The following is an 18,778-nucleotide window of genomic DNA, read 5'->3' as shown; positions in this document are numbered from 1 at the left end:
CCGCCATCCGGCAGCATGGGCCCCATGTCCGCACTGACGCGCAACGAAGCGCAGCTCCGAGCCAGGCTCATCGAGGTCCAGCACTACGAGGTCGCCCTCGACCTCACCACAGGCGACGCGACCTTCGAGTCCCGCACCGTCATCCGGTTCACCGCACGCACCGCCGGTGACACCTTCGTCGAGCTGAAACCGGACGAACTGCGCTCCGCCGCCCTCGACGGACACCCCCTGGACCCGGCCGCCCTCACCGACGGCCGCCTCCCCCTCACCGGCCTCACCGAAGGCCCCCACGAGCTCCGCATCGCCGCCCGCATGCGCTACTCCCGCACCGGCGAAGGCCTCCACCGCTTCACCGACCCCGCGGACGGGGAGACGTACGTCTACACCCAGATGTTCCTCGACGACGTCCAGCGCGTCTTCCCGGCCTTCGACCAGCCCGACCTCAAGGCCGTCTTCGAGTTCACCGTCACCGCCCCCACCCACTGGACCGTCCTCGCCAACGGCATCACCACCCGCATCGGCGAACGCCCCGCCGACAGCGACAGCGAGCGCGGCAGCGGCGCGGGCGACGGCTCCGCCTCCGAGGCCACCTCCGCCTCCGCCTCCGCCTCCGCGGCCGGCATCTGGGCCTCCGCCCCCACCCCCGTCATCTCCACCTACCTCGCCGCCGTCGCCGCAGGCCCCTGGCACAGCGTCCGCACCGAACACGCCGGACTCCCCTTCGGCATCCACTGCCGCCGCTCCCTCGCCCCCCACCTCGACGCCGACGCGCAGGAGATCCTCGACCTCACCACCGCCTGCTACGACCGCTTCCACGAGAAGTTCGCCGAGCCCTACCCCTTCGACTCCTACGACCAGGCCTTCGTACCCGAGTTCAACGCCGGCGCCATGGAGAACCCCGGCCTGGTCACCTTCCGCGACGACTACGTCTTCCGCTCCGCCGTCACCGACACCGAACGCCAGCGCCGCGCCGTCACCATCGCGCACGAGATGGCCCACATGTGGTTCGGCGACCTCGTCACCCTCAGCTGGTGGGACGACATCTGGCTGAACGAATCCTTCGCCGAGTTCATGGGCTACCAGACCCTCATCGAAGCCACCCGCTTCACCGAGACCTGGACCGGATTCGCCATGGAACGCAAACCCTGGGGCTACGACGCCGACCAGCGCCCCTCCACCCACGCCGTCGCCCCCGACGCCGCAGCCGTCCCCGACACCGCCTCCGCCCTCCTCAACTTCGACGGCATCTCCTACGCCAAGGGCGCCTCCGCCCTGCGCCAACTCGTCGCCTGGCTCGGCGAGAAGGACTTCCTGGCCGGCATCAACACCCATTTCGCCCGCCACAAGTTCGCCAACGCCTCCCTCGCCGACTTCGTCGACTCCCTCGCCGCCCACACCGACCGCGACGTCCACACCTGGGCCGAGACCTGGCTGCGCACCACCGGCGTCGACACCCTCACCCCCCGCCTCGAAGAGAGCCACGGAGGCTGGACCCTCACCGTCGACCGCACCGGCAACCGCCCCCACCACATCGCCGCCGGCCTCTACGACCGCGCCTCCGACGGAGCCGTCGAACCCCGCGAGGTCCTCGCCCTCGACGTCCCCTCCGACGAGGTCCTCTCCGTGAGCGGCCCGCGCCCCGCCCTCCTCGTCCTCAACGACGGCGACCTCACCTACGCCAAGGTCCGCCTCGACCCGGCCTCCCTGGAAACCGCCCTGCACGGCGTGTCCCGCATCCCCGACCCGCTCACCCGCGCCGTCGTCTGGAACTCCCTGCGCGACATGGTCCGCGACGGCGAACTGGCCGCCGCCGACTACCTGGCGACCGCCGAAGCCCACATCCCCGACGAAACCGACCTCGCGATCGTCCAGGGCGTCCTCTCCTTCACCCGCACCCAGATCGCCGACCGCTACCTCACCCCCGACCGCCGGGGCGAAGCCCTCACCGGCCTCACCACCATCACCCGCGACCTGCTGCGCCGCACCGAGGACGGCACCGACCCCGGCCTGCGGCTCCTCGCCGTCCGCACCCTCATCGACAGCGCCACCCAGCCCGACACCATCGCCGGCTGGCTCGCCGACGGCACCGTCCCCGGCGGCCCCGAAATCGACCCCGAACTGCGCTGGCGCATCCTCGCCCGCCTCTCCGTCCTCGGCGCTGCCGACGAAGCCGCCATCGAGGAAGCCCTCGCCGCCGACCCCAGCGCCACCGGCCGCGAAGGCGCCGCCCGCTGCCGTGCCGCCCTCCCGACGGCCGAGGCCAAGGCCGCCACCTGGGAGAGCCTCTTCCACGACGACTCCCTGTCCAACTACCTCTTCACCGCCACCGCCCAGGGCTTCTGGCAGCCCGAACAGGCCGACCTTGTACGGGACTACGTACCCCGCGCCTACGCCGAGGCCGTCACCCTCGCAGCCCGCCGCGGCCCCGCCATCGCCGAAGCCGCGGGCCGCTGGGCCCTCCCGGGCCACGACATCACCGAAGCCAACCTCGAAGCCGCCCGCACCGCCCTCACCAGCCCCGACATCACCCCCCTCCTCCACCGCAAACTCACAGACCACCTCGCCGACCTAACCCGAGCCCTCCACACCCACCCCTAGCCCCCGCCCCGGGGGCGGGGCCGACCCCAACGCCCCCACCCCCTCGGGGTCCCGCCGCCTCCGGTCCCGAACGCCCAGCCCCCTCCGGGGCCCGACCCCTCGGGGTCCCGGAGCCCCGTCCCTCCGGGCCCCCGTGGGCGGGCCGCCCAACCCGACCAGCCCGGACGCGCCCCCGGCTCCGCCCGGGCGCGTCCGCCGGCGATCGGCCCGGCCCGCCGGTGCCGGGCAACGCTTGCCCCGCCAGCCCGCCCGTGCCGTGACCGGCCCCCGCTCCGCCCGTCCGTGTCGTGACCGGCCCCCGCTCCACGTTCCCGGGTCGTGGCCGGCGGTCGGCTCCGCCCGCCGGTACCCGCCGTGCCGGGCGCCGCCCGGGCCGCGCCTCGCAGCCCCGTTCCGTACCCGTCACGGCTTGCAGTGCGTGCCTGCCCGAGGTCGTCCCCGTCCGGGCCCGGTCTAGGCCGTCTCTTTCGGATCTTGTCGGCCGAGCCCGCGGCGTCCGGTGCCGTGCCCGGGCGTGCTGCCGGGGCGTTCGCGTACTGGGCGTACGTGGTCGCCCCGGCAGTGCGGCCGGGCGCGGTGCCGGGCGTCGCGGGCCCGGCAAGATCCGGAAGAGACGGCCTAGCCCAACCGGCATGCCTGCCGGGCGGGTCGGGCTCCGGCCGCGCCTGACCGCACTTCGCAGCCCCGTTCCGCATCGGTTGCGGCGTACAGTGCGTGCCTGCCCGAGGTCGTCCCCGTCCGGGCCAGAGTCAGCTCAACCGGCCGCGCATGCCGGGGGAGTGGGGCTCCCGCCGTGCCTGCCTCGGCGTGCCCGCTCCGTACGTCGCGGTCCGCCGGGCGTGCCTGCCCGAGGCCGCACTTGTCCGGGCTCGGACCAGCCGAAACCGGCCCGCCTGCCGAGGGTGTCGGGTCCGGCGCTGCCTGCTCCCGGCGTGGCCGGGCTACGCCGGCCCCCGCACCGCACGTCGCGGCTCACCGGGCGGAGCCGCCCGGCGCCGGGAGCCCGCCGTGTCGTACCGCGTTGGGGCCACCGGTCCGCTACACGCCCGCAGCCCAACGGGACCCCGGGTCGGCAGTCAGAACGCCCCGCGTCGGCCAATGCGCCGAACAGCAGCGCAACGTAGACGCACCCGTGCCCGGCGACCGGCCGCGGACGGATCCGGTACCGCCTCGGCCGGAGGCATCGGCGGCGCCCGCGCTACCGGGGGACAGGGGCCGGACAGGAGCGGACACGACGAGTCGAGCGGCGTCGTGAACGACGACTACCGCATCCCCTCCCCGCCAGCCACCCCGGCGGCTTGAAATCAACCACGCATAAACCCGGGCGGTTACCCCATTCGGGTCGGATCGTTGTACCCCCGGGTGCCCGACCCCAGCCCGACCCGTTCCCGTGAGGACCACCGCATGACAGCGCCCCCCGGCACAGGAAGACGCGGCACCGCCCCGCTCGCCGGCGGACCCCACGGCCCCGACGCGCTGCAACCACTCCTCGCCACCGTCCTCGACGCCCTGCGCACCGGAGCCCGCGCCCGCGGCGGACCGCTCCCGGCCGGCGGACCCGAGGCCGTCACCGCCCGCGTCACCGCCGCACTCGGCGAGGTGTTCCCCGACCACGGGCACGGCGACCACGAAGCACTACGGACCCTCGTCCACACCCTCACCGCCGGCGCGGCCGACCCCGCCGACCCCCTGTGCGCAGCCCACCTGCACTGCCCGCCCCTCGCCGTCGCGGCCGCCGCAGACCTCGCCGCCAGCGCCCTCAACGCCTCCCTCGACTCCTGGGACCAGGCCCCCGCCGCCTCCGCCCTCGAAACCCTCCTCACCCGCACCCTCGCAGCCGAGTTCCACGACACCCCCCACCCCGACGCCGTCCTCACCACCGGCGGCACCGAAGCCAACCACCTCGCCCTCCTCCTCGCCCGCGAACGTCACGGCCCCCACCTCACCGTCCTGCACGGCGCCAACGCCCACCACTCCATCCCGCGCGCCGCCTGGCTCCTCGGCCTGCCCCCCGCCCGCAGCCTCCCGACCCCCACCGGCATCCTCACCCCCGCCACCCTCGCCGAGGCCCTCGCCGCCACCCCCGGCCCCGTCCTCGTCACCGCCACCGCAGGCACCACCGACGCCGGCCTCATCGACCCCCTCGACGCCCTCGCCGACCTCTGCGACCAGCACGGCGCCGACCTCCACATCGACGCCGCCTACGGCGGCCTCCTCCACCTCAGCCCCCGCCACCGCCACAAACTCGCCGGCCTCCACCGCGCCCGGTCGATCACCCTCGACCTGCACAAACTCGGCTGGCAACCCATCGCCGCGGGACTCCTCACCGTCCCCGACACCACCCTCCTCACCCCCCTCGCCCACCAGGCCGACTACCTCAACGCCCCCGACGACACCCGAGCAGGCCTGCCCGACCTCCTCGGCCGCTCCCTGCGCACCACCCGCCGCGCAGACGCCCTCAAGATCGCCGCCACCCTGCGCTCCCTCGGACGGGACGGCCTCACCCACCTCATCGACCGCACCTGCGCCCGCGCAGAACAGCTCGCCCGACTCCTCGAAGCACACCCCGCCTTCGAACTCCACGCGGCGCCCACCATCAGCACCGTCCTGTTCCGGCCCGCCCACGCCGACGACACCGCACTCGCCACCCTCCGCCGCACCCTCCTCCAGAGCGGCACCGCCGTACTGGGCCGGGCCACCGCCGACGGCCGCCTCTGGCTCAAGGCCACCCTGCTCAACCCCCACACCACGGCGGGGGACCTGGACGCCCTCGTGAACCTCCTGGAAGGCAGCACCCACCGATGACCGCCCAGCACGATGCACCCCACGACCTCGTCGGAATCGGCATCGGCCCCTTCAACCTCTCCCTCGCCGCACTCGCCCACGGCCTGCCCCAGCAAGGCGCCCCGGAACTCGCCACCGCCTTCTACGACCAGCGCCGCGACTTCCGCTGGCACCCCGGACTCCTCATCGACGGAGCCACCCTCCAAGTCCCCTTCCTCGCCGACCTCGTCACCCTCGCCGACCCCTCCAGCCCCTGGTCGTTCCTCAACTACCTCAAGCACAAGGAACGCCTCTTCCCCTTCTACTTCGCCGAGAGCTTCCACATCCAGCGAGCCGAATACGACGCCTACTGCCGCTGGGTCGCAGGCCGGCTCCCCGGACTCCACTTCGGCCACCAAGTCGACGCCGTCCGCTGGAACCCCGAACGCGACCTCTTCGAAGTCGACTTCACCCAAGTCGACGCCGACGGAGAAGCCGAAGCCCTCGGCCGCACCTACACCCGCAACCTCGCCCTCGGCATCGGCACCGCCCCCTACGTCCCCGAACCGCTGCGCCCCCTCGCCGAAGCCCCCACCGTCCCGGTGATCCACTCCTCCGAGTACCTCGACAACCGGCAGCGCATCCTCGGCGCCGACCACGTCACCGTCATCGGATCGGGCCAGTCCGGAGCCGAGGTCTTCCTCGACCTGCTTCGCTCCCGCCCCGCCGGCCGCGAACGCCTGACCTGGCTCGCCCGCACCCCCTCCTTCGCCCCCATGGAGTACTCCAAGCTCGGCCTGGAACACTTCACCCCCGACTACACCCGCTACTTCCACTCCCTCCCCGAACCGGTCCGCGACCGCCTCGTCCCCGCCCAGTGGCAACTCCACAAGGGCATCGACGCCGCCACCATCGCCGCCATCCACGAGGAGCTCTACCGCCGCACCCTCGACGGAGGCTGGCCCGACGCCGTCCTCACCCCCGGAGTCAGCGTCCGCACCGCCGGCCGCGTCGCCACCACCAAGGTCGAACTCCACCTCGAACACGCGGACCAGGGCAGCCGCTCACGCCTCACCACCGACGCCGTCGTCCTCGCCACCGGCTACCGCGAACGCCCCCTCACCCGCCTCCTCGCCGGACTCGACCCCTACCTGCGCAAGGACTCCTCCGGCCGCCCCCGCATCGACGACCGCTACCGGATGATCACCGACCCCGCCGTCACCGGCAGCGTCTTCGTCCAGAACGGCGAACGCCACACCCACGGCGTCGGAGCCCCCGACCTCGGCCTCGCCGCCTGGCGCAGCGCCGCCATCCTGAACACCCTCACGGGCAAAGAGCCCTACCCCCAGCCCACCCGCACGGCCTTCACCACTTTCGGCCTCGAACAGCGGGAGCACACCCGGCCCCGACCGGCCGGCGAACTGCTCCCCCTGGTCGAGCACCCGTAAGGAGAAACGTTCAGAACACCGCCTAGAAGACAGGTGTCCCGGCTCGGGTCAGCCGCCAGTCCACGGACGCGAACTGCGCCGGGTCCACCGTCCCCTTCGCCTTCACCCACTGGATGATCGTGTTGCGTATTTCATCCGAGTTCGCCCACAGCTGCCTGGACTGCGGAACGTGCGGGAAATTGCCGCCGCCCGAAGCCCGGTAGTTGTTCACCGCCAGCACGAACTGCGCCGCCGGATCCACCGGCTTCCCCTGGAACGACAGCCCCACGATCCGCGACCCCACCGGCTCCGACACATCGATGTCGTACGTCAGCCCGTACACGGCGTCGTAGTTGTAGTCCGGCGTCCCCTCCGCGTTCGTCAGCTTCGCCGGATCCACCACCTCGCCGGGAGCCGTCCGCACGTAGTACCTCGCCGAGAACTCCAGGTAGTCCTTGACCTGCGCACCCGTCAACAGCCGCGCCTCCAGCGTGTTCTCGAACGGGTACAGTCCCGCCGCATCCTTGATCGTCACCTGCCCGGCCGGAATCGCCGCCGTCCGCGAGAAACACGAAGCCTGCGAGAGCACCGGCAGCGCGGCCCACTCCGTACCCGCCAGCGCGCCCTTCACCGTCTCCGCCTGCACATGGCTGATCAGATCGATGATCGCCACGTCCTTGACCGGACCGTCCGCCGAAGACATCGCCTGCGTCGACGTACCGATCACCTGGTTCACATACGCCACGACCTTGCGGTGCTCGTCCGACAGCAGCCCGACGATCTTCGGGTCCTCCACCGCCGTGTTCGAGTTCAGCACCCGGGCCGACACCTTCGACACCGACCAGCAGCCCTTCGCCCACGTCAGCTCGAAGTCGAACAGCGTCAGCCGCTGCCCCCACTTCAGCGGCTCGGACAGGACCACGTCCTTGCCCGTCGCCTTGTTCCGCACCCGGTACTCCGGGATCTCCGTGTGCGCGTGACCCACCAGGATCGCGTCGATCCCCGGCACCTGCTCCGCCACCAGACCTGCCGCGTTCTCGATGTACGGCAGCTGGTCCCCGTAGCTCGACGTACCGCTCGAACCCGAATGCGCCGACACGATCACCACGTCCGCACCCAGCGACCGCAGCCGCGGCACGTACTTCGCAGCCTGCTCCTCAAGGCCCGGGAACGTCATCTTCCCCTGCACGTTCGCCTTGTCCCAGATCGCGATCCCCGGATTCGTCAGCCCCAGCACCGCCACCTTCACGTCCCGCCCGTGCGGCGTGCGCAGCCGGTGCATGCTGTACGGCGGGAACGCCGGCCGCAACGTCTTCGCATCCAGCGCGTTCGCCCCCAGCAGCGGGAAATCGCACTGCTCCTCGAACTTCCGCAGCACCGGAATGCCGTAATTGAACTCGTGGTTCCCCAGCGCCGCCGCGTCGTAACCGATCGCGTTCATCGCCTGCGCCATCGGATGCACCGGACCACGCCGCGCGGTGATCGGGTCCACCTTCGCGTAGTAGTACGAAAGCTGCGTCCCCTGAATGGTGTCCCCGGCGTCGATCAGCAGCGTGTTGCACCGCCCCTTCTCCGCCCGGACCTGGTTCACCAACGTGGAGATCTTCGCCAGACCGACGTCGTTGTGCGTCTTGTCGTCGAACTCCTTGTCCGTGAAGTAGTCCCAGTTGAAAACGTTCCCGTGCAGGTCCGTCGTCCCCATCACCGTGAACGCGTACGTCCTCGGCGCCCGGGCGGAAGCACCGCCGGCCACCGCCTCAGCCGCGGCGGCCGGGGTGCTCGTGGCCCCCGCCAACGCCACAGCCGCACCCGTCGCAGCCGAAGTGCCCAGAAATGTCCTACGGTCGAACGCCATGCCATCTCCCCTTGTGAGGTGCGTGTGTACAGACAGGCAACGCGCGTAGATTCTGACCCAGCAGTAACAAGCCGCAACACCCCCACCAGGTTTCAATCCGATGACCACCCCCGTACGAGCAGCAGTGCGACAGTGAATCCATGACCCAGGACGCATCGCACCAGCCCTACGGAACCCCCGAAGTCCCCCGCGTCGCAGTCCGCGGCGAAGCCACCCTCGAAGTCGACCCCGAAATCGCCCGCATCGGCATCACCGTCAGCGCCCGCGGCACCGACCGCCGCACCGCCCTCGAAGACCTCACCCGCCGCAACAACGCCGTCCTCGACCTCGTCAAAAGCTACGGCGACCCCGTCGAAAAACTCGAAACCGGCGCCTTCTCCATCACCCCCGAACTCACCCGCCACGGCCGCGGCGAACGCATCCGCGCCTACCACGGACGCGTCCACCTCACCGCCGAACTCAACGACTTCACCACCCTCGGTGAACTCGCCACCCGCCTCGCCGACCTCGAACTCACCCAAGTCGACGGACCCTGGTGGGCCCTGCGCCCCACCTCACCCGCCCACGGCGAAGCCCGCCGCCAAGCCGTACTCGAAGCCGTCCAGCGCGCCCGCGAATACGCCGCCGCCCTCGGAGCCGACCTCGCCGCCCTGGTCGAACTCGCCGACCTCGGAGCCGAGAACGCCCCCACCCCCTTCCAGGCCGCCGGCGCCGGCATGCGCACCATGGCCTTCAGCGCAGCCGAAGACACTGCCGCCCCCGCCCCCGCCCTCGACCTCGAACCCCAGCGCCAGACCGTCTACGCACAGGTGAACGCACGCTTCACGATGACTCCTCCCCGGCTCTGAAAACCCGCACCACCGCCGCCCCGGGGGTGCTCATCAGAGCACCCCCATGCACATTCAACAATTGTCAACAACCTTTTGCTCAAAGGTTGTTGAGTGGACACCCGGAACCAATTTCCTACTCCCTGGTAGGGGCATACGCTCGCTCCATGCGCCGAGCGAAAATCGTATGTACCCTGGGCCCCGCCACCGACTCATACGACCAGATCAAAGCCCTGGTCGAAGCCGGAATGGACATCGCCCGCTTCAACCTCAGCCACGGCACCTACGCCGAACACGAGGACCGCTACCAGCGCGTCCGCAAGGCTGCCGACGAAACCGGCCGCAGCGTCGGCATCCTCGCGGACCTTCAAGGCCCGAAGATCCGCCTGGGCCGCTTCCGCGAAGGCCCCGTACTCCTTGAACGCGGCGACGAATTCACCATCACCGTCGAAGACCACGAAGGCGACCGCCACACCTGCGGCACCACCTACAAGGGCCTCGCCGGAGACGTCACCACCGGCGAACGCATCCTCGTGGACGACGGCCGCGTCACCCTCGAAGTCACCGCCGTCGACGGCCCCCGCGTCCACACCCGCGTCATCGAAGGCGGCATGGTCTCCGACAACAAGGGACTCAACCTCCCCGGCGTCGCAGTCTCCGTACCCGCCCTCTCCGAAAAAGACATCGAAGACCTCCGCTGGGCCCTGCGCATCGGCGCCGACATCATCGCCCTCTCCTTCGTCCGCAGCGGAAGCGACATCGAAGACGTCCACCGCATCATGGACGAAGAAGGCCGACGCCTCCCCGTCATCGCCAAGGTCGAAAAGCCCCAGGCAGTCGAAAACATCGACGACATCGTCGCCGCCTTCGACGGCATCATGGTCGCCCGCGGAGACCTCGGCGTCGAAATGCCCCTGGAACAGGTCCCCATCGTCCAGAAGCGAGCCGTCAAGCTCGCCAAGCGCAACGCCAAGCCCGTCATCGTCGCCACCCAAATGCTCGACTCGATGATCGACAACTCCCGGCCCACCCGCGCCGAAGCCTCCGACGTCGCCAACGCCATCATCGACGGCACCGACGCCGTCATGCTCTCCGGCGAAACCAGCGTCGGCAAATACGCCATCGAGACCGTCCGCACCATGTCCCGCATCGTCGAAGCCGCCGAAGAAGACATCCTCGCCAAGGGCCTCCCCGCCCTCACCGACCGCAACAAGCCCCGCACCCAAGGCGGAGCAGTCGCCCGCGCCGCCGCCGAAATGGGCGACTTCCTCGGCGCGAAATTCCTCGTCGCCTTCACCCAGAGCGGAGACACCGTCCGCCGGCTCTCCCGCTACCGCTCACCCATCCCCCTCCTCGCCTTCACCCCCGACCCCGCCACCCGCTCCCAGCTCAACCTCACCTGGGGCGTCGAAACCTTCCTCGGCCCCCACGTCGACTCCACCGACGCCATGGTCGCCCAGGTCGAAGAAGAACTCCTGCGCATCGGCCGCTGCGTACCCGGAGACGTCGTCGTCATCACCGCCGGCTCACCCCCCGGCGTCAGTGGATCCACCAACCTCGTCCGCATCCACCACATCGGCGACGCAGTCCGCTGACCCCGCCCACCGGCGACACCAGCGACTTACAGCACCTCACGTATAACCTCACGTATAAGACGCACCGCGTCGGGCAACACCAACCGGCACTCACCCCCACTCGGGAAGTGCCCGCCCGACGCGGTCACCCGGGCCTCCGCGCCCAACTCCCGCACGAGCCGCACCACATGCTCACCCGTCGCCTCCCCGGTCTCCGGGTCGTCCGCCGGGTGCAGCACCCGGAACTCCCGCGCGGCCCTGCGGATCCGCTGCCAGTCGAACTCCGGCGAGAAGAACGGCGCCAACGCCTCGTACCCCACCTCGCCGGACATCGACGCCACGAACACCACCCCCGCGAACGCCCCCTCGGCCTCCGTGTCGTGCTCCTGCAGCAGCCGCAGCACATTCACCCCACCCGGACTGTGACCCACCAGCACCGTCTCACCGGCCGGCGCACCGTCCGCCGCCGCGGCCTGCAACTCCTTGAGCCACACGCCCGGTTCCGGGGCGAACGGCTCGGGGAAGTTCGGAATCCGCACCTCGTGCCCTTCTGAGGCGAACTCCTCGCCCGCCGCCGTGTACCAGTGCTCCCCGGCACTCATCCCGTACCCGCACCCGTATCCGTACCTGTACTCGTGCGCGATCACGATCTTGCCCATGGCTCCGCCCCCTGCACTGCCGGTCGACTCGTAAATCAAAACGCGACGCTGCGTTTTGATAAAACGCTAGGGCTATCGTGAAGCCGTGTCAATCACTCCTTCGAGCAACTCTTCGAGCACCCCGCCCCGCACCGGCGGCCGCCTCCGCAACGAAGACGCCCACCACTCCGTCCTCGAAGCCACCGCCGCACTCCTCGTCGAGAACGGCTACGGCGCCCTCACCATCGAAGGCGTCGCCAAGCGGGCCAACGTCGCCAAGAGCACCGTCTACCGCTGGTGGAAATCCAAGCCCGCCCTCGTCATGGACGCCTACGCCCACGAAACCGCGGCCAGCGTCCCCGAACCCGACACCGGCACCCTCGCCGGCGACCTCACCGCCTTCGTCGCCGACCTCTACCGCACCGGCCGCGACCCCGTCCGCGCCAAAGCCCTCACCGGCCTCATGGCCGAAGCCCAGCTCGACCCCGCCTCCGCCGACCCCTTCCGCGCCTGGGTCGCCACCCGCCGCGAGGTCGTCGCCACTCTGTTGACCCGGGCGGTCACGCGCGAGGAACTCCCCGCCGGCACGGACCTCGACCACGCCACCGACCTGGTCTTCGGCCCCTTCTGGTACCGCCTCCTCATCGCCCACACTCCCCTGGACCCCGCCGACGCCGAAGCCCACGTGGCGACGGTCCTGCACGGCCTGGCAGGCACCAAGTCCCCTTGACCTCAACCCGAGCGACGGCCTAGTACTTCGGCCCGATGTGGGCGTCCATGAGGGCGACGGACTCCTTGCGGGCGATGGACACGTTGAAGGGGTCACTGCCCCGGGCGAGGATCGTCCACCGGACGCCTACCTTGGCGAGGGTGTCCGTGCAGAGCTTCCGGATGTCGTCGGACTTGTTCGTGAAGAAGTACCGGGGGTACTCGTAGCGCTTGCCGTTGCGGACGGTCCAGTTGGTGACCCGGCACCCGTCGGAGTGGATCAGCCCGCGGATGAACTCCCACGGGTGGGCGTCGACGATGGCCTGCTGCCAGTCTTCGAGGGCGATGCGGCGTTCGTGTTTCCTGCCCGGGCCGTGCTGCGGGAACAGGCAGGTGAGGTGCTTCGAGTACACCTTGACGTCGTGGCAGCCGACCTTTCTCGCCCGGCACACCTGGTTGAAGGGGAGTACGCGCCGCATCGCCTCTTCCGCGGCGTTCATGAGGCCCGGCCACTTGTCGTCGCAGGTGATCCTCAGGCTCGGCACGCGGTGGCTCGCGGGCTGGCTTATGTGGCCGTCGCCGAGATAGAGGCCGAGTAGGTAGGAGTAGGACGCCGGGTCCGTGATGGGTGGACAGATGCTGGACTGGAATTGGCGGGGCAGCGGTTCCACCCGTATCCGCCAGGAGCGGATTGAAGCTCGGGAGATGCCGGTTTCCTTGCTGACGGAGCTCATGCTGCGGCCTTCGTCAAGAAGGCTCAGAGTGTGGATGCGTGTTGCTATGTCGTACATGTGGCCGACGCTGCTGCATGTACTGCGTCCACGTGGTGGATTTCGGAAGACTTCGCCAGAAAGGGCCATGGTCACGCGAGCCTCGCGTGACCATGGAATCGAAGTTATGTGCCCCAGGTGGGATTCGAACCCACACTGTCCGCTGTTTGAGAGCGGCCTCTCTAACCGGTTGGAGTACTGGGGCCTAAGAAACGAAGGCTTAGGGGAGCCCTGCGCGACACCACCATACAGGAGGTAGGTAGGCTCAGGGGAGCTTGATATGCCCCGCAAAGAGGAGCCCTTCGTGACCGCCGAGCACGAGTCGACGCCCACGCCCGACGCCGACCAGTCGCACGTTCCGCCGCTGACGACGCGCGTCGTCATCGCCGAGGACGAGGCGCTCATCCGTCTCGACCTCAAGGAGATGCTTGAGGAAGAGGGCTACGCCGTCGTCGGTGAGGCCGGAGACGGGCAGACCGCCGTCGAGCTGGCTCGGGAGCACCGTCCCGACCTGGTCATCCTTGATGTGAAGATGCCCGTACTGGATGGCATCTCCGCCGCCGAGAAGATCGCGGAGGAGTCCATCGCCCCCGTGCTGATGCTCACCGCGTTCTCGCAGCGCGACCTGGTCGAGCGGGCGCGGGATGCCGGGGCCATGGCGTACCTCGTGAAGCCCTTCAGTAAGAGCGATGTCGTCCCCGCCATCGAGATGGCCGTGTCCCGCTTCGCCGAGCTCCGCGCGCTGGAGAAGGAGGTCGCCGACCTCTCGCTGCGCCTGGAGACGCGCAAGCTCGTGGACCGCGCCAAGAGCATCCTGCAGACGCAGTACGGGCTCTCCGAGCCGGCCGCCTTCCGGTGGATCCAGAAGACCTCCATGGACCGCCGGATGTCCATGCAGCAGGTCGCCGAGGCGGTCATCGAGGACGCCGAGGAGAAGAAGGCCGCCGCCGGCAAGGGCGAGTGAGGCAGAGCGGGAACGGGTGAGGCCCGCCTCCGGATCCTGGATCCGGAGGCGGGCCTCACCCGTTGCACGAGGGGACTGCTCAGTCCTCGCCGAGGTACGCCTTGCGGACGTCCTCGTTGACCAGGAGCTCGCGGCCCGGGCCCGACAGGACGACCTTGCCGATCTCCATCACGTGGCCCTGGTCGGCCAGGGAGAGCGCCGCCTGGGCGTTCTGCTCGACCAGGAGGATGGTCGTGCCCTGGGACTTCAGCTCGGCGATGGTCGCCATGATCTTCTGCATCATGATCGGCGAGAGGCCCATGGAGGGCTCGTCGAGCATGAGCAGCTTGGGGCGGGACATGAGCGCGCGGCCCATGGCGAGCATCTGCTGCTCGCCGCCCGAGAGGGTGCCGGCGGCCTGCTTGCGGCGCTCTCCCAGGATCGGGAAGAGGTCGTAGGCGCGCTGGACGTCCTTCTGGATGCCGTCCTTGTCCTTGCGGAGGAAGGCGCCGAGGAGGAGGTTGTCCTCGATGGTCATGCGCGGGAAGATGTGCCGCCCCTCGGGGGAGTGGGCGAGTCCGAGCGCGACGATGTCGTGCGCGGGGATCTTCTTGAGGGACTTGCCCTGGAACTTGATCTGGCCGCCGCGCGGTTTGATCAGGCCCGACAGGGTGCGCAGGGTCGTCGTCTTGCCGGCGCCGTTGGTGCCGATGAGGGTGACGATCTGGCCGGCGTCGACGCTGAAGGTGATGCCCTTGACGGCTTCGATCTTGCCGTAGGCGACGCGGAGGTCCTCGACCTCGAGGAGTGCGGTCACCGGTCTTCTCCGTCCGTGCTGGTCGCGCTGGTCGTGCCGTCCGTCGCCTCGTCCGCTGTCCCGTCCGCTGCCTCGTCGCCCGTCGTCTCGGCGTGTACGGCTTCGCTGTGTGCTTCGGCTGCTTCGACTTCGGCGAGTTCTTCGGCGCCGGGGGCGCCTTCGAAGGGTTCGCCGAGGTAGGCGGCGATGACGCGCTCGTCGCCCTGGACTTCGGCGGCGGTGCCTTCGATGAGCTTTTCGCCCTGGACGAGGCAGGCGACGCGGTCGCAGAGGTTGAAGATGAAGCGCATGTCGTGCTCGATGACGAGGACGGCGATGCCCTGGTCCCGGATGGCGAAGATGAGTTCTTCGGTGGTCCGGGTCTCCTGCGGGTTCATGCCGGCGGTGGGCTCGTCCAGGAGGATGAGGCCGGGGTCGCTGGCCAGCGCGCGGGCGATTTCGAGCTTGCGCTGGTCGCCGTAGGGGAGGTTGCGGGCGAGGTGTTCGGCCTTGTCGGCGAGGCCGATGAACTCGAGGAGTTCCATGGCCCGCTTGCGGCTCGCTGCTTCTTCCCGGCTGAAGTTGGGGAGGCGCAGGAGGGAGGACCAGAGGCCGACCTTGGTGCGGGTGTGGCGGCCGACGAGGACGTTTTCCAGGACCGTCATGTTGTTGAAGAGACGGATGTTCTGGAAGGTGCGGGCGATGCCGGCCGCGGTGACCTTGTACGACTTGGGGGGCAGGACCGTGCCCTTGTACCGGACTTCTCCCTCGGTGGGGATGTAGAGGCCGGTGAGGCAGTTGAAGAAGGTGGTCTTGCCGGCGCCGTTGGGGCCGATGAGGCCGACGATTTCGCCGCTGCGCACGGTGAGGTCGACGTTCTTGACGGCGGTGAGGCCGCCGAAGCGCATCGTGACGCCTCGTGCGTCGAGGACGGTCTCCGCCGTGGTGGCGGGGGTTTCGGTGGTGGTGGTCGTCATGGGTCAGACCCCTGCCTTGCCGAGGACCGTGGGCGCTTCCATGTCCTTGTGGAGTTCGAGCTGGTTGCGCTTGTTGGGGATGAGACCTTCGGGGCGCAGGCGCATCAGGATGATGAGGGCGACGCCGAAGGCGAGGAGCTGGTACTCGCCCAGGAACTGGAGCTTGTTGGGGAGCAGGAAGAGGAGCGATCCGCCGACGAGGGGGCCGGAGATGGTTCCCATGCCGCCGAGGACGACTGCGGCGAGCAGGAAGGCGGAGTTCGGGGGTACGGCGTTGGCGAAGACGTACTGGTCCGGGGTGACGGTGTAGTTCACGTGGGCCTGTACGGCGCCTGCGAGTCCGGCGAGGGTGGCGCCGAGGGCGAAGGCGATGAGCTTGACGCGGAAGCCGTTGATGCCCATGGCTTCGGCGGCGGTCTCGTCTTCGCGGATGGCGACCCAGGCGCGGCCGATGCGGGATTCGGAGCTTCGCCGGAAGACCATGACCACGATGAGGGTGATCAGGAGCATCAGGAAGAAGTAGTTGGCGAAGCGTCCGATGGTGAAGCCGGCGACGGTGTGGGCGGCGCCGAAGTCGAATCCGAAGAGGTCGACGTTGGGGATGTTGGCGATGCCGTTGGGCCCGTTGGTGATGTCGGGGCCGGAGACGCCGTCGAGGTTGTTCATGGAGATGCGGAAGATCTCACCGAAGCCGAGCGTCACGATGGCGAGGTAGTCGCCGCGCAGGCGCAGGGTGGGTGCGCCGATGAGGACGCCGAAGACCATGGAGGCGGCGGCGCCGATGAGGATGGCGGCCCAGAAGGGGAGCTGCACTCCGAAGGGGGAGTTGGGGGAGCCGGAGACCAGGGCCGCGGTGTAGGCGCCGACGCCGAGGAAGGCGACGTAGCCGAGGTCGAGGAGGCCGGTGAGGCCGACGACGATGTTCAGGCCGAGTGCGACGGTGGCGAAGATGAGGATGTTGACGCCGAGGGTCGCGTACTGGTCGTCGGACTGGGTGAAGGGGAAGGCGGCCGCTGCTGCGAAGGCGCCGACGAGGGCGACGTTGCGGTGGCGGGTGGTGAGGGTGGTGATGCGCGCCATGAGGCCGGCCTTGTTGAAGGCGGCGAAGCCGAAGGCGGCGGTGATCAGGAAGCCGATGAAGAGTTCCTGGTACGGGGTGGTGATGCCGTACGTGAAGACGCCGAGGCCGACGGCGAGGACGGCGGCGATGATCAGGATCTCGGTCCAGGCGGGGAGCGCGCGGGCGGGCTTGGCCGGGCCGGAGGTGAAGGCGGCCTTGGCGCTGGTGGCCTTGTTGCGCGCGTTGTGCTTGAACTGTTCCCAGCTGCTGTCGTCGGGGTCGGGTCCTTCGAGGGCGGGGCGTTCGAAGGGGAGCGCGAGGGCGCCGGCGAGGGCGAGGAGGGTGACGAGGGCGGCGACTCCGGCACCGGGTTCGAGGTCGACGATCACGCCGTTGAGGCTGATGATCGAGAGGACCGTGTACCAGGTGGTGGCGAACGCGGCGAGGGCCGAGAGCTTGATGGCGGCGTCGGCGCCCGCGGGGGTGAGCCAGGCCAGGCCCTTGATCCCGTAGGAGGAGAGGCCGAAGAGGGTGGTGAGGAGGCCGCCGACCAGGACGAGCCACTGGAGTCCGCCGGGGTATCCGACGACGGTGAGGTCGCCGGGGAAGGCGGTGGTCCAGGTCCAGGGGAGGAAGCAGGAGGCGACGGTGAGGGCGCCGCCCGCGGTGGCGAGGGCGCGGCCGGTCTTCTCCGGGAGGGGGATGAACCCCTTGGCCTTGGTGGGCTCTGCGTTCATGGTCGTGGTGTCCGTGGTGGTGGTCGTCATGGTCATCACGCCCTGTCCGCGACGCGCTCGCCCAGCAGGCCTTGTGGCCTGAAGAGGAGGACGAGGATGAGGAGGACGAACGCCCAGGTGTTGCCCCAGGTCTGTCCGCCGAGCTGTTCGAAGCCGGGGATGTCGGCGACGTAGGCGGTGGTGAGGGTCTCGGCGAGGCCGAGGACGAGTCCGCCGATCATGGCGCCGTAGATGTTGCCGATGCCGCCGAGGACTGCTGCGGTGAAGGCCTTGAGGCCGAGCAGGAAGCCCATCTTGAAGTTGACTTCGCCGTACTTGAGGCCGTAGGCGACGGCTCCGACTGCGGCGAAGGCGGCGCCGAGGGCGAACGCGACCGTGATGATGCGGTCGGTGTTGATGCCCATGAGCTTGGCGGTGTCGGGGTCCTGCGAGGTGGCCTGCATGCCGCGGCCGGTGCGGGTCTTCTTGACGAAGAAGCCGAGGATGGCCATGGAGATGGGGGCGGCGAGCAGGAGGAAGACGTCACCGGTCTGGATGGTGATGCTGCCGAGGTGGAAGGGGCCGCCGGGGATCTCGGGGAAGACGACCTTCGACTTCGCGCCGGGGTACCAGGCCCATACGGCCTGCTGGAGTGCGAGGGAGAGGCCGATGGCGGTGATGAGCGGGGCGAGGCGGGGGGCGCTGCGCAGGGGGCGGTAGGCGAATCGTTCGGCGCCGACGGCTATGAGCGTGGCGACGATGATCGCGCCTATGAGCATGAGGGGGAGGGCGACCCACATGGTGGTGCCGCCGGGGAGCATGGTCCAGACGGTGAGTGCCCCGAATCCGCCGGTCATGAAGATCTCGCCATGCGCGAAGTTGATGAGCTGGACGATGCCATAGACCATCGTGTAGCCGATGGCGACGAGCCCGTACATGGATCCCAGTAGCAGGCCGTTGACCAGCTGTTGCGGCAGTTCGTGCACCGCAGGTCCTCCGAGTCTTTCGACGGATGTGACTCCGCGCGGGGCGCTTTTGTGCGCGCCCCGCGCGGCAGGTGGGTGGTGCTCCCGTGGCCGGCCGTTCGAGCGGACTACCGGCTACGGGTGGGGTGGGTGACCGGTGA

The 18,778-nt window shown here is 69.7% G+C and carries 14 protein-coding genes and 1 tRNA gene; 7 read left to right on the top strand and 8 right to left on the bottom strand.

Going from position 1 to position 18,778, the window contains the following annotated elements:
* Nucleotides 1–24: 24 nt before the first annotated feature.
* From pepN to ACIA8F_RS06915, 3 genes are all read left to right on the top strand, one after another.
* Entirely contained in the window at nt 25–2,598 is a 2,574-nt protein-coding gene (gene pepN, locus ACIA8F_RS06925) for an aminopeptidase N (protein WP_399377182.1), read from the top strand.
* Between the two features lie 1,404 nt (nt 2,599–4,002).
* Nucleotides 4,003–5,403, top strand: a complete 1,401-nt coding sequence (locus ACIA8F_RS06920; RefSeq protein WP_399377181.1) for a pyridoxal phosphate-dependent decarboxylase family protein — start codon at nt 4,003–4,005, stop codon at nt 5,401–5,403.
* On the top strand, nt 5,400–6,809 hold the full coding sequence (locus ACIA8F_RS06915; protein WP_399377180.1) for a lysine N(6)-hydroxylase/L-ornithine N(5)-oxygenase family protein: 1,410 nt from the start codon (nt 5,400–5,402) through the stop codon (nt 6,807–6,809). Before ACIA8F_RS06920 ends, ACIA8F_RS06915 begins: the two co-directional genes overlap by 4 nt.
* A 22-nt stretch (nt 6,810–6,831) precedes the next feature.
* On the opposite strand, the gene ACIA8F_RS06910 is transcribed toward ACIA8F_RS06915, so the two are convergent.
* Complete coding sequence (locus tag ACIA8F_RS06910; protein ID WP_399377179.1) at nt 6,832–8,643, bottom strand: bifunctional metallophosphatase/5'-nucleotidase; 1,812 nt, start codon at nt 8,641–8,643, stop codon at nt 6,832–6,834.
* Between the two features lie 140 nt (nt 8,644–8,783).
* Between ACIA8F_RS06910 and ACIA8F_RS06905 the strand changes: the two genes are divergently transcribed.
* Entirely contained in the window at nt 8,784–9,491 is a 708-nt protein-coding gene (locus tag ACIA8F_RS06905) for an SIMPL domain-containing protein (protein ID WP_399377178.1), read from the top strand.
* A gap of 146 nt (nt 9,492–9,637) precedes the next feature.
* A complete protein-coding gene (gene pyk, locus ACIA8F_RS06900; RefSeq protein ID WP_399377177.1) occupies nt 9,638–11,065 on the top strand; it encodes a pyruvate kinase in 1,428 nt (475 codons plus the stop codon).
* A 26-nt stretch (nt 11,066–11,091) separates the two neighbouring features.
* Here pyk and ACIA8F_RS06895 read toward each other — a convergent pair whose 3' ends face one another.
* Complete coding sequence (locus ACIA8F_RS06895) at nt 11,092–11,703, bottom strand: alpha/beta hydrolase (protein WP_399377176.1); 612 nt, start codon at nt 11,701–11,703, stop codon at nt 11,092–11,094.
* Nucleotides 11,704–11,788: 85 nt separating this feature from the next.
* Between ACIA8F_RS06895 and ACIA8F_RS06890 the strand changes: the two genes are divergently transcribed.
* Nucleotides 11,789–12,412: a TetR/AcrR family transcriptional regulator gene (locus ACIA8F_RS06890; protein ID WP_399377175.1), complete on the top strand. Its 624-nt coding sequence runs from the start codon at nt 11,789–11,791 to the stop codon at nt 12,410–12,412.
* 19 nt (nt 12,413–12,431) lie between these two features.
* Here ACIA8F_RS06890 and ACIA8F_RS06885 read toward each other — a convergent pair whose 3' ends face one another.
* A complete protein-coding gene (locus tag ACIA8F_RS06885) occupies nt 12,432–13,181 on the bottom strand; it encodes a transcriptional regulator (RefSeq protein ID WP_399377174.1) in 750 nt (249 codons plus the stop codon).
* A 109-nt stretch (nt 13,182–13,290) separates the two neighbouring features.
* Nucleotides 13,291–13,365 (bottom strand) — tRNA-Leu (locus tag ACIA8F_RS06880).
* Nucleotides 13,366–13,440: 75 nt separating this feature from the next.
* Here ACIA8F_RS06880 and ACIA8F_RS06875 point away from each other — a divergent pair.
* Nucleotides 13,441–14,124: a response regulator gene (locus ACIA8F_RS06875; protein WP_327307288.1), complete on the top strand. Its 684-nt coding sequence runs from the start codon at nt 13,441–13,443 to the stop codon at nt 14,122–14,124.
* A 79-nt stretch (nt 14,125–14,203) separates the two neighbouring features.
* Here the strand turns inward: ACIA8F_RS06875 and ACIA8F_RS06870 are convergent, their stop codons facing one another.
* The 4 genes from ACIA8F_RS06870 to ACIA8F_RS06855 are packed head-to-tail and all read right to left on the bottom strand — an operon-like array spanning nt 14,204 to nt 18,638.
* Nucleotides 14,204–14,920: an ABC transporter ATP-binding protein gene (locus ACIA8F_RS06870; protein WP_383948373.1), complete on the bottom strand. Its 717-nt coding sequence runs from the start codon at nt 14,918–14,920 to the stop codon at nt 14,204–14,206.
* The gene (locus tag ACIA8F_RS06865) at nt 14,917–15,876 is read right to left on the bottom strand and encodes an ABC transporter ATP-binding protein (RefSeq protein WP_399377173.1); all 960 of its coding nucleotides are present in this window, start codon (nt 15,874–15,876) and stop codon (nt 14,917–14,919) included. Before ACIA8F_RS06865 ends, ACIA8F_RS06870 begins: the two co-directional genes overlap by 4 nt.
* A 3-nt stretch (nt 15,877–15,879) precedes the next feature.
* A complete protein-coding gene (locus tag ACIA8F_RS06860; protein WP_399377172.1) occupies nt 15,880–17,703 on the bottom strand; it encodes a branched-chain amino acid ABC transporter permease in 1,824 nt (607 codons plus the stop codon).
* A 5-nt stretch (nt 17,704–17,708) separates the two neighbouring features.
* The gene (locus ACIA8F_RS06855) at nt 17,709–18,638 is read right to left on the bottom strand and encodes a branched-chain amino acid ABC transporter permease (RefSeq protein ID WP_383948364.1); all 930 of its coding nucleotides are present in this window, start codon (nt 18,636–18,638) and stop codon (nt 17,709–17,711) included.
* Nucleotides 18,639–18,778: the final 140 nt, after the last annotated feature.

The organism is Streptomyces sp. NPDC051563, from assembly GCF_044454225.1.
Taxonomy (GTDB): Bacteria; Actinomycetota; Actinomycetes; order Streptomycetales; family Streptomycetaceae; genus Streptomyces.
The sequence above is the reverse complement of the archived record's forward strand: the minus strand, read 5'-3'. Positions and strand labels throughout refer to the sequence as shown.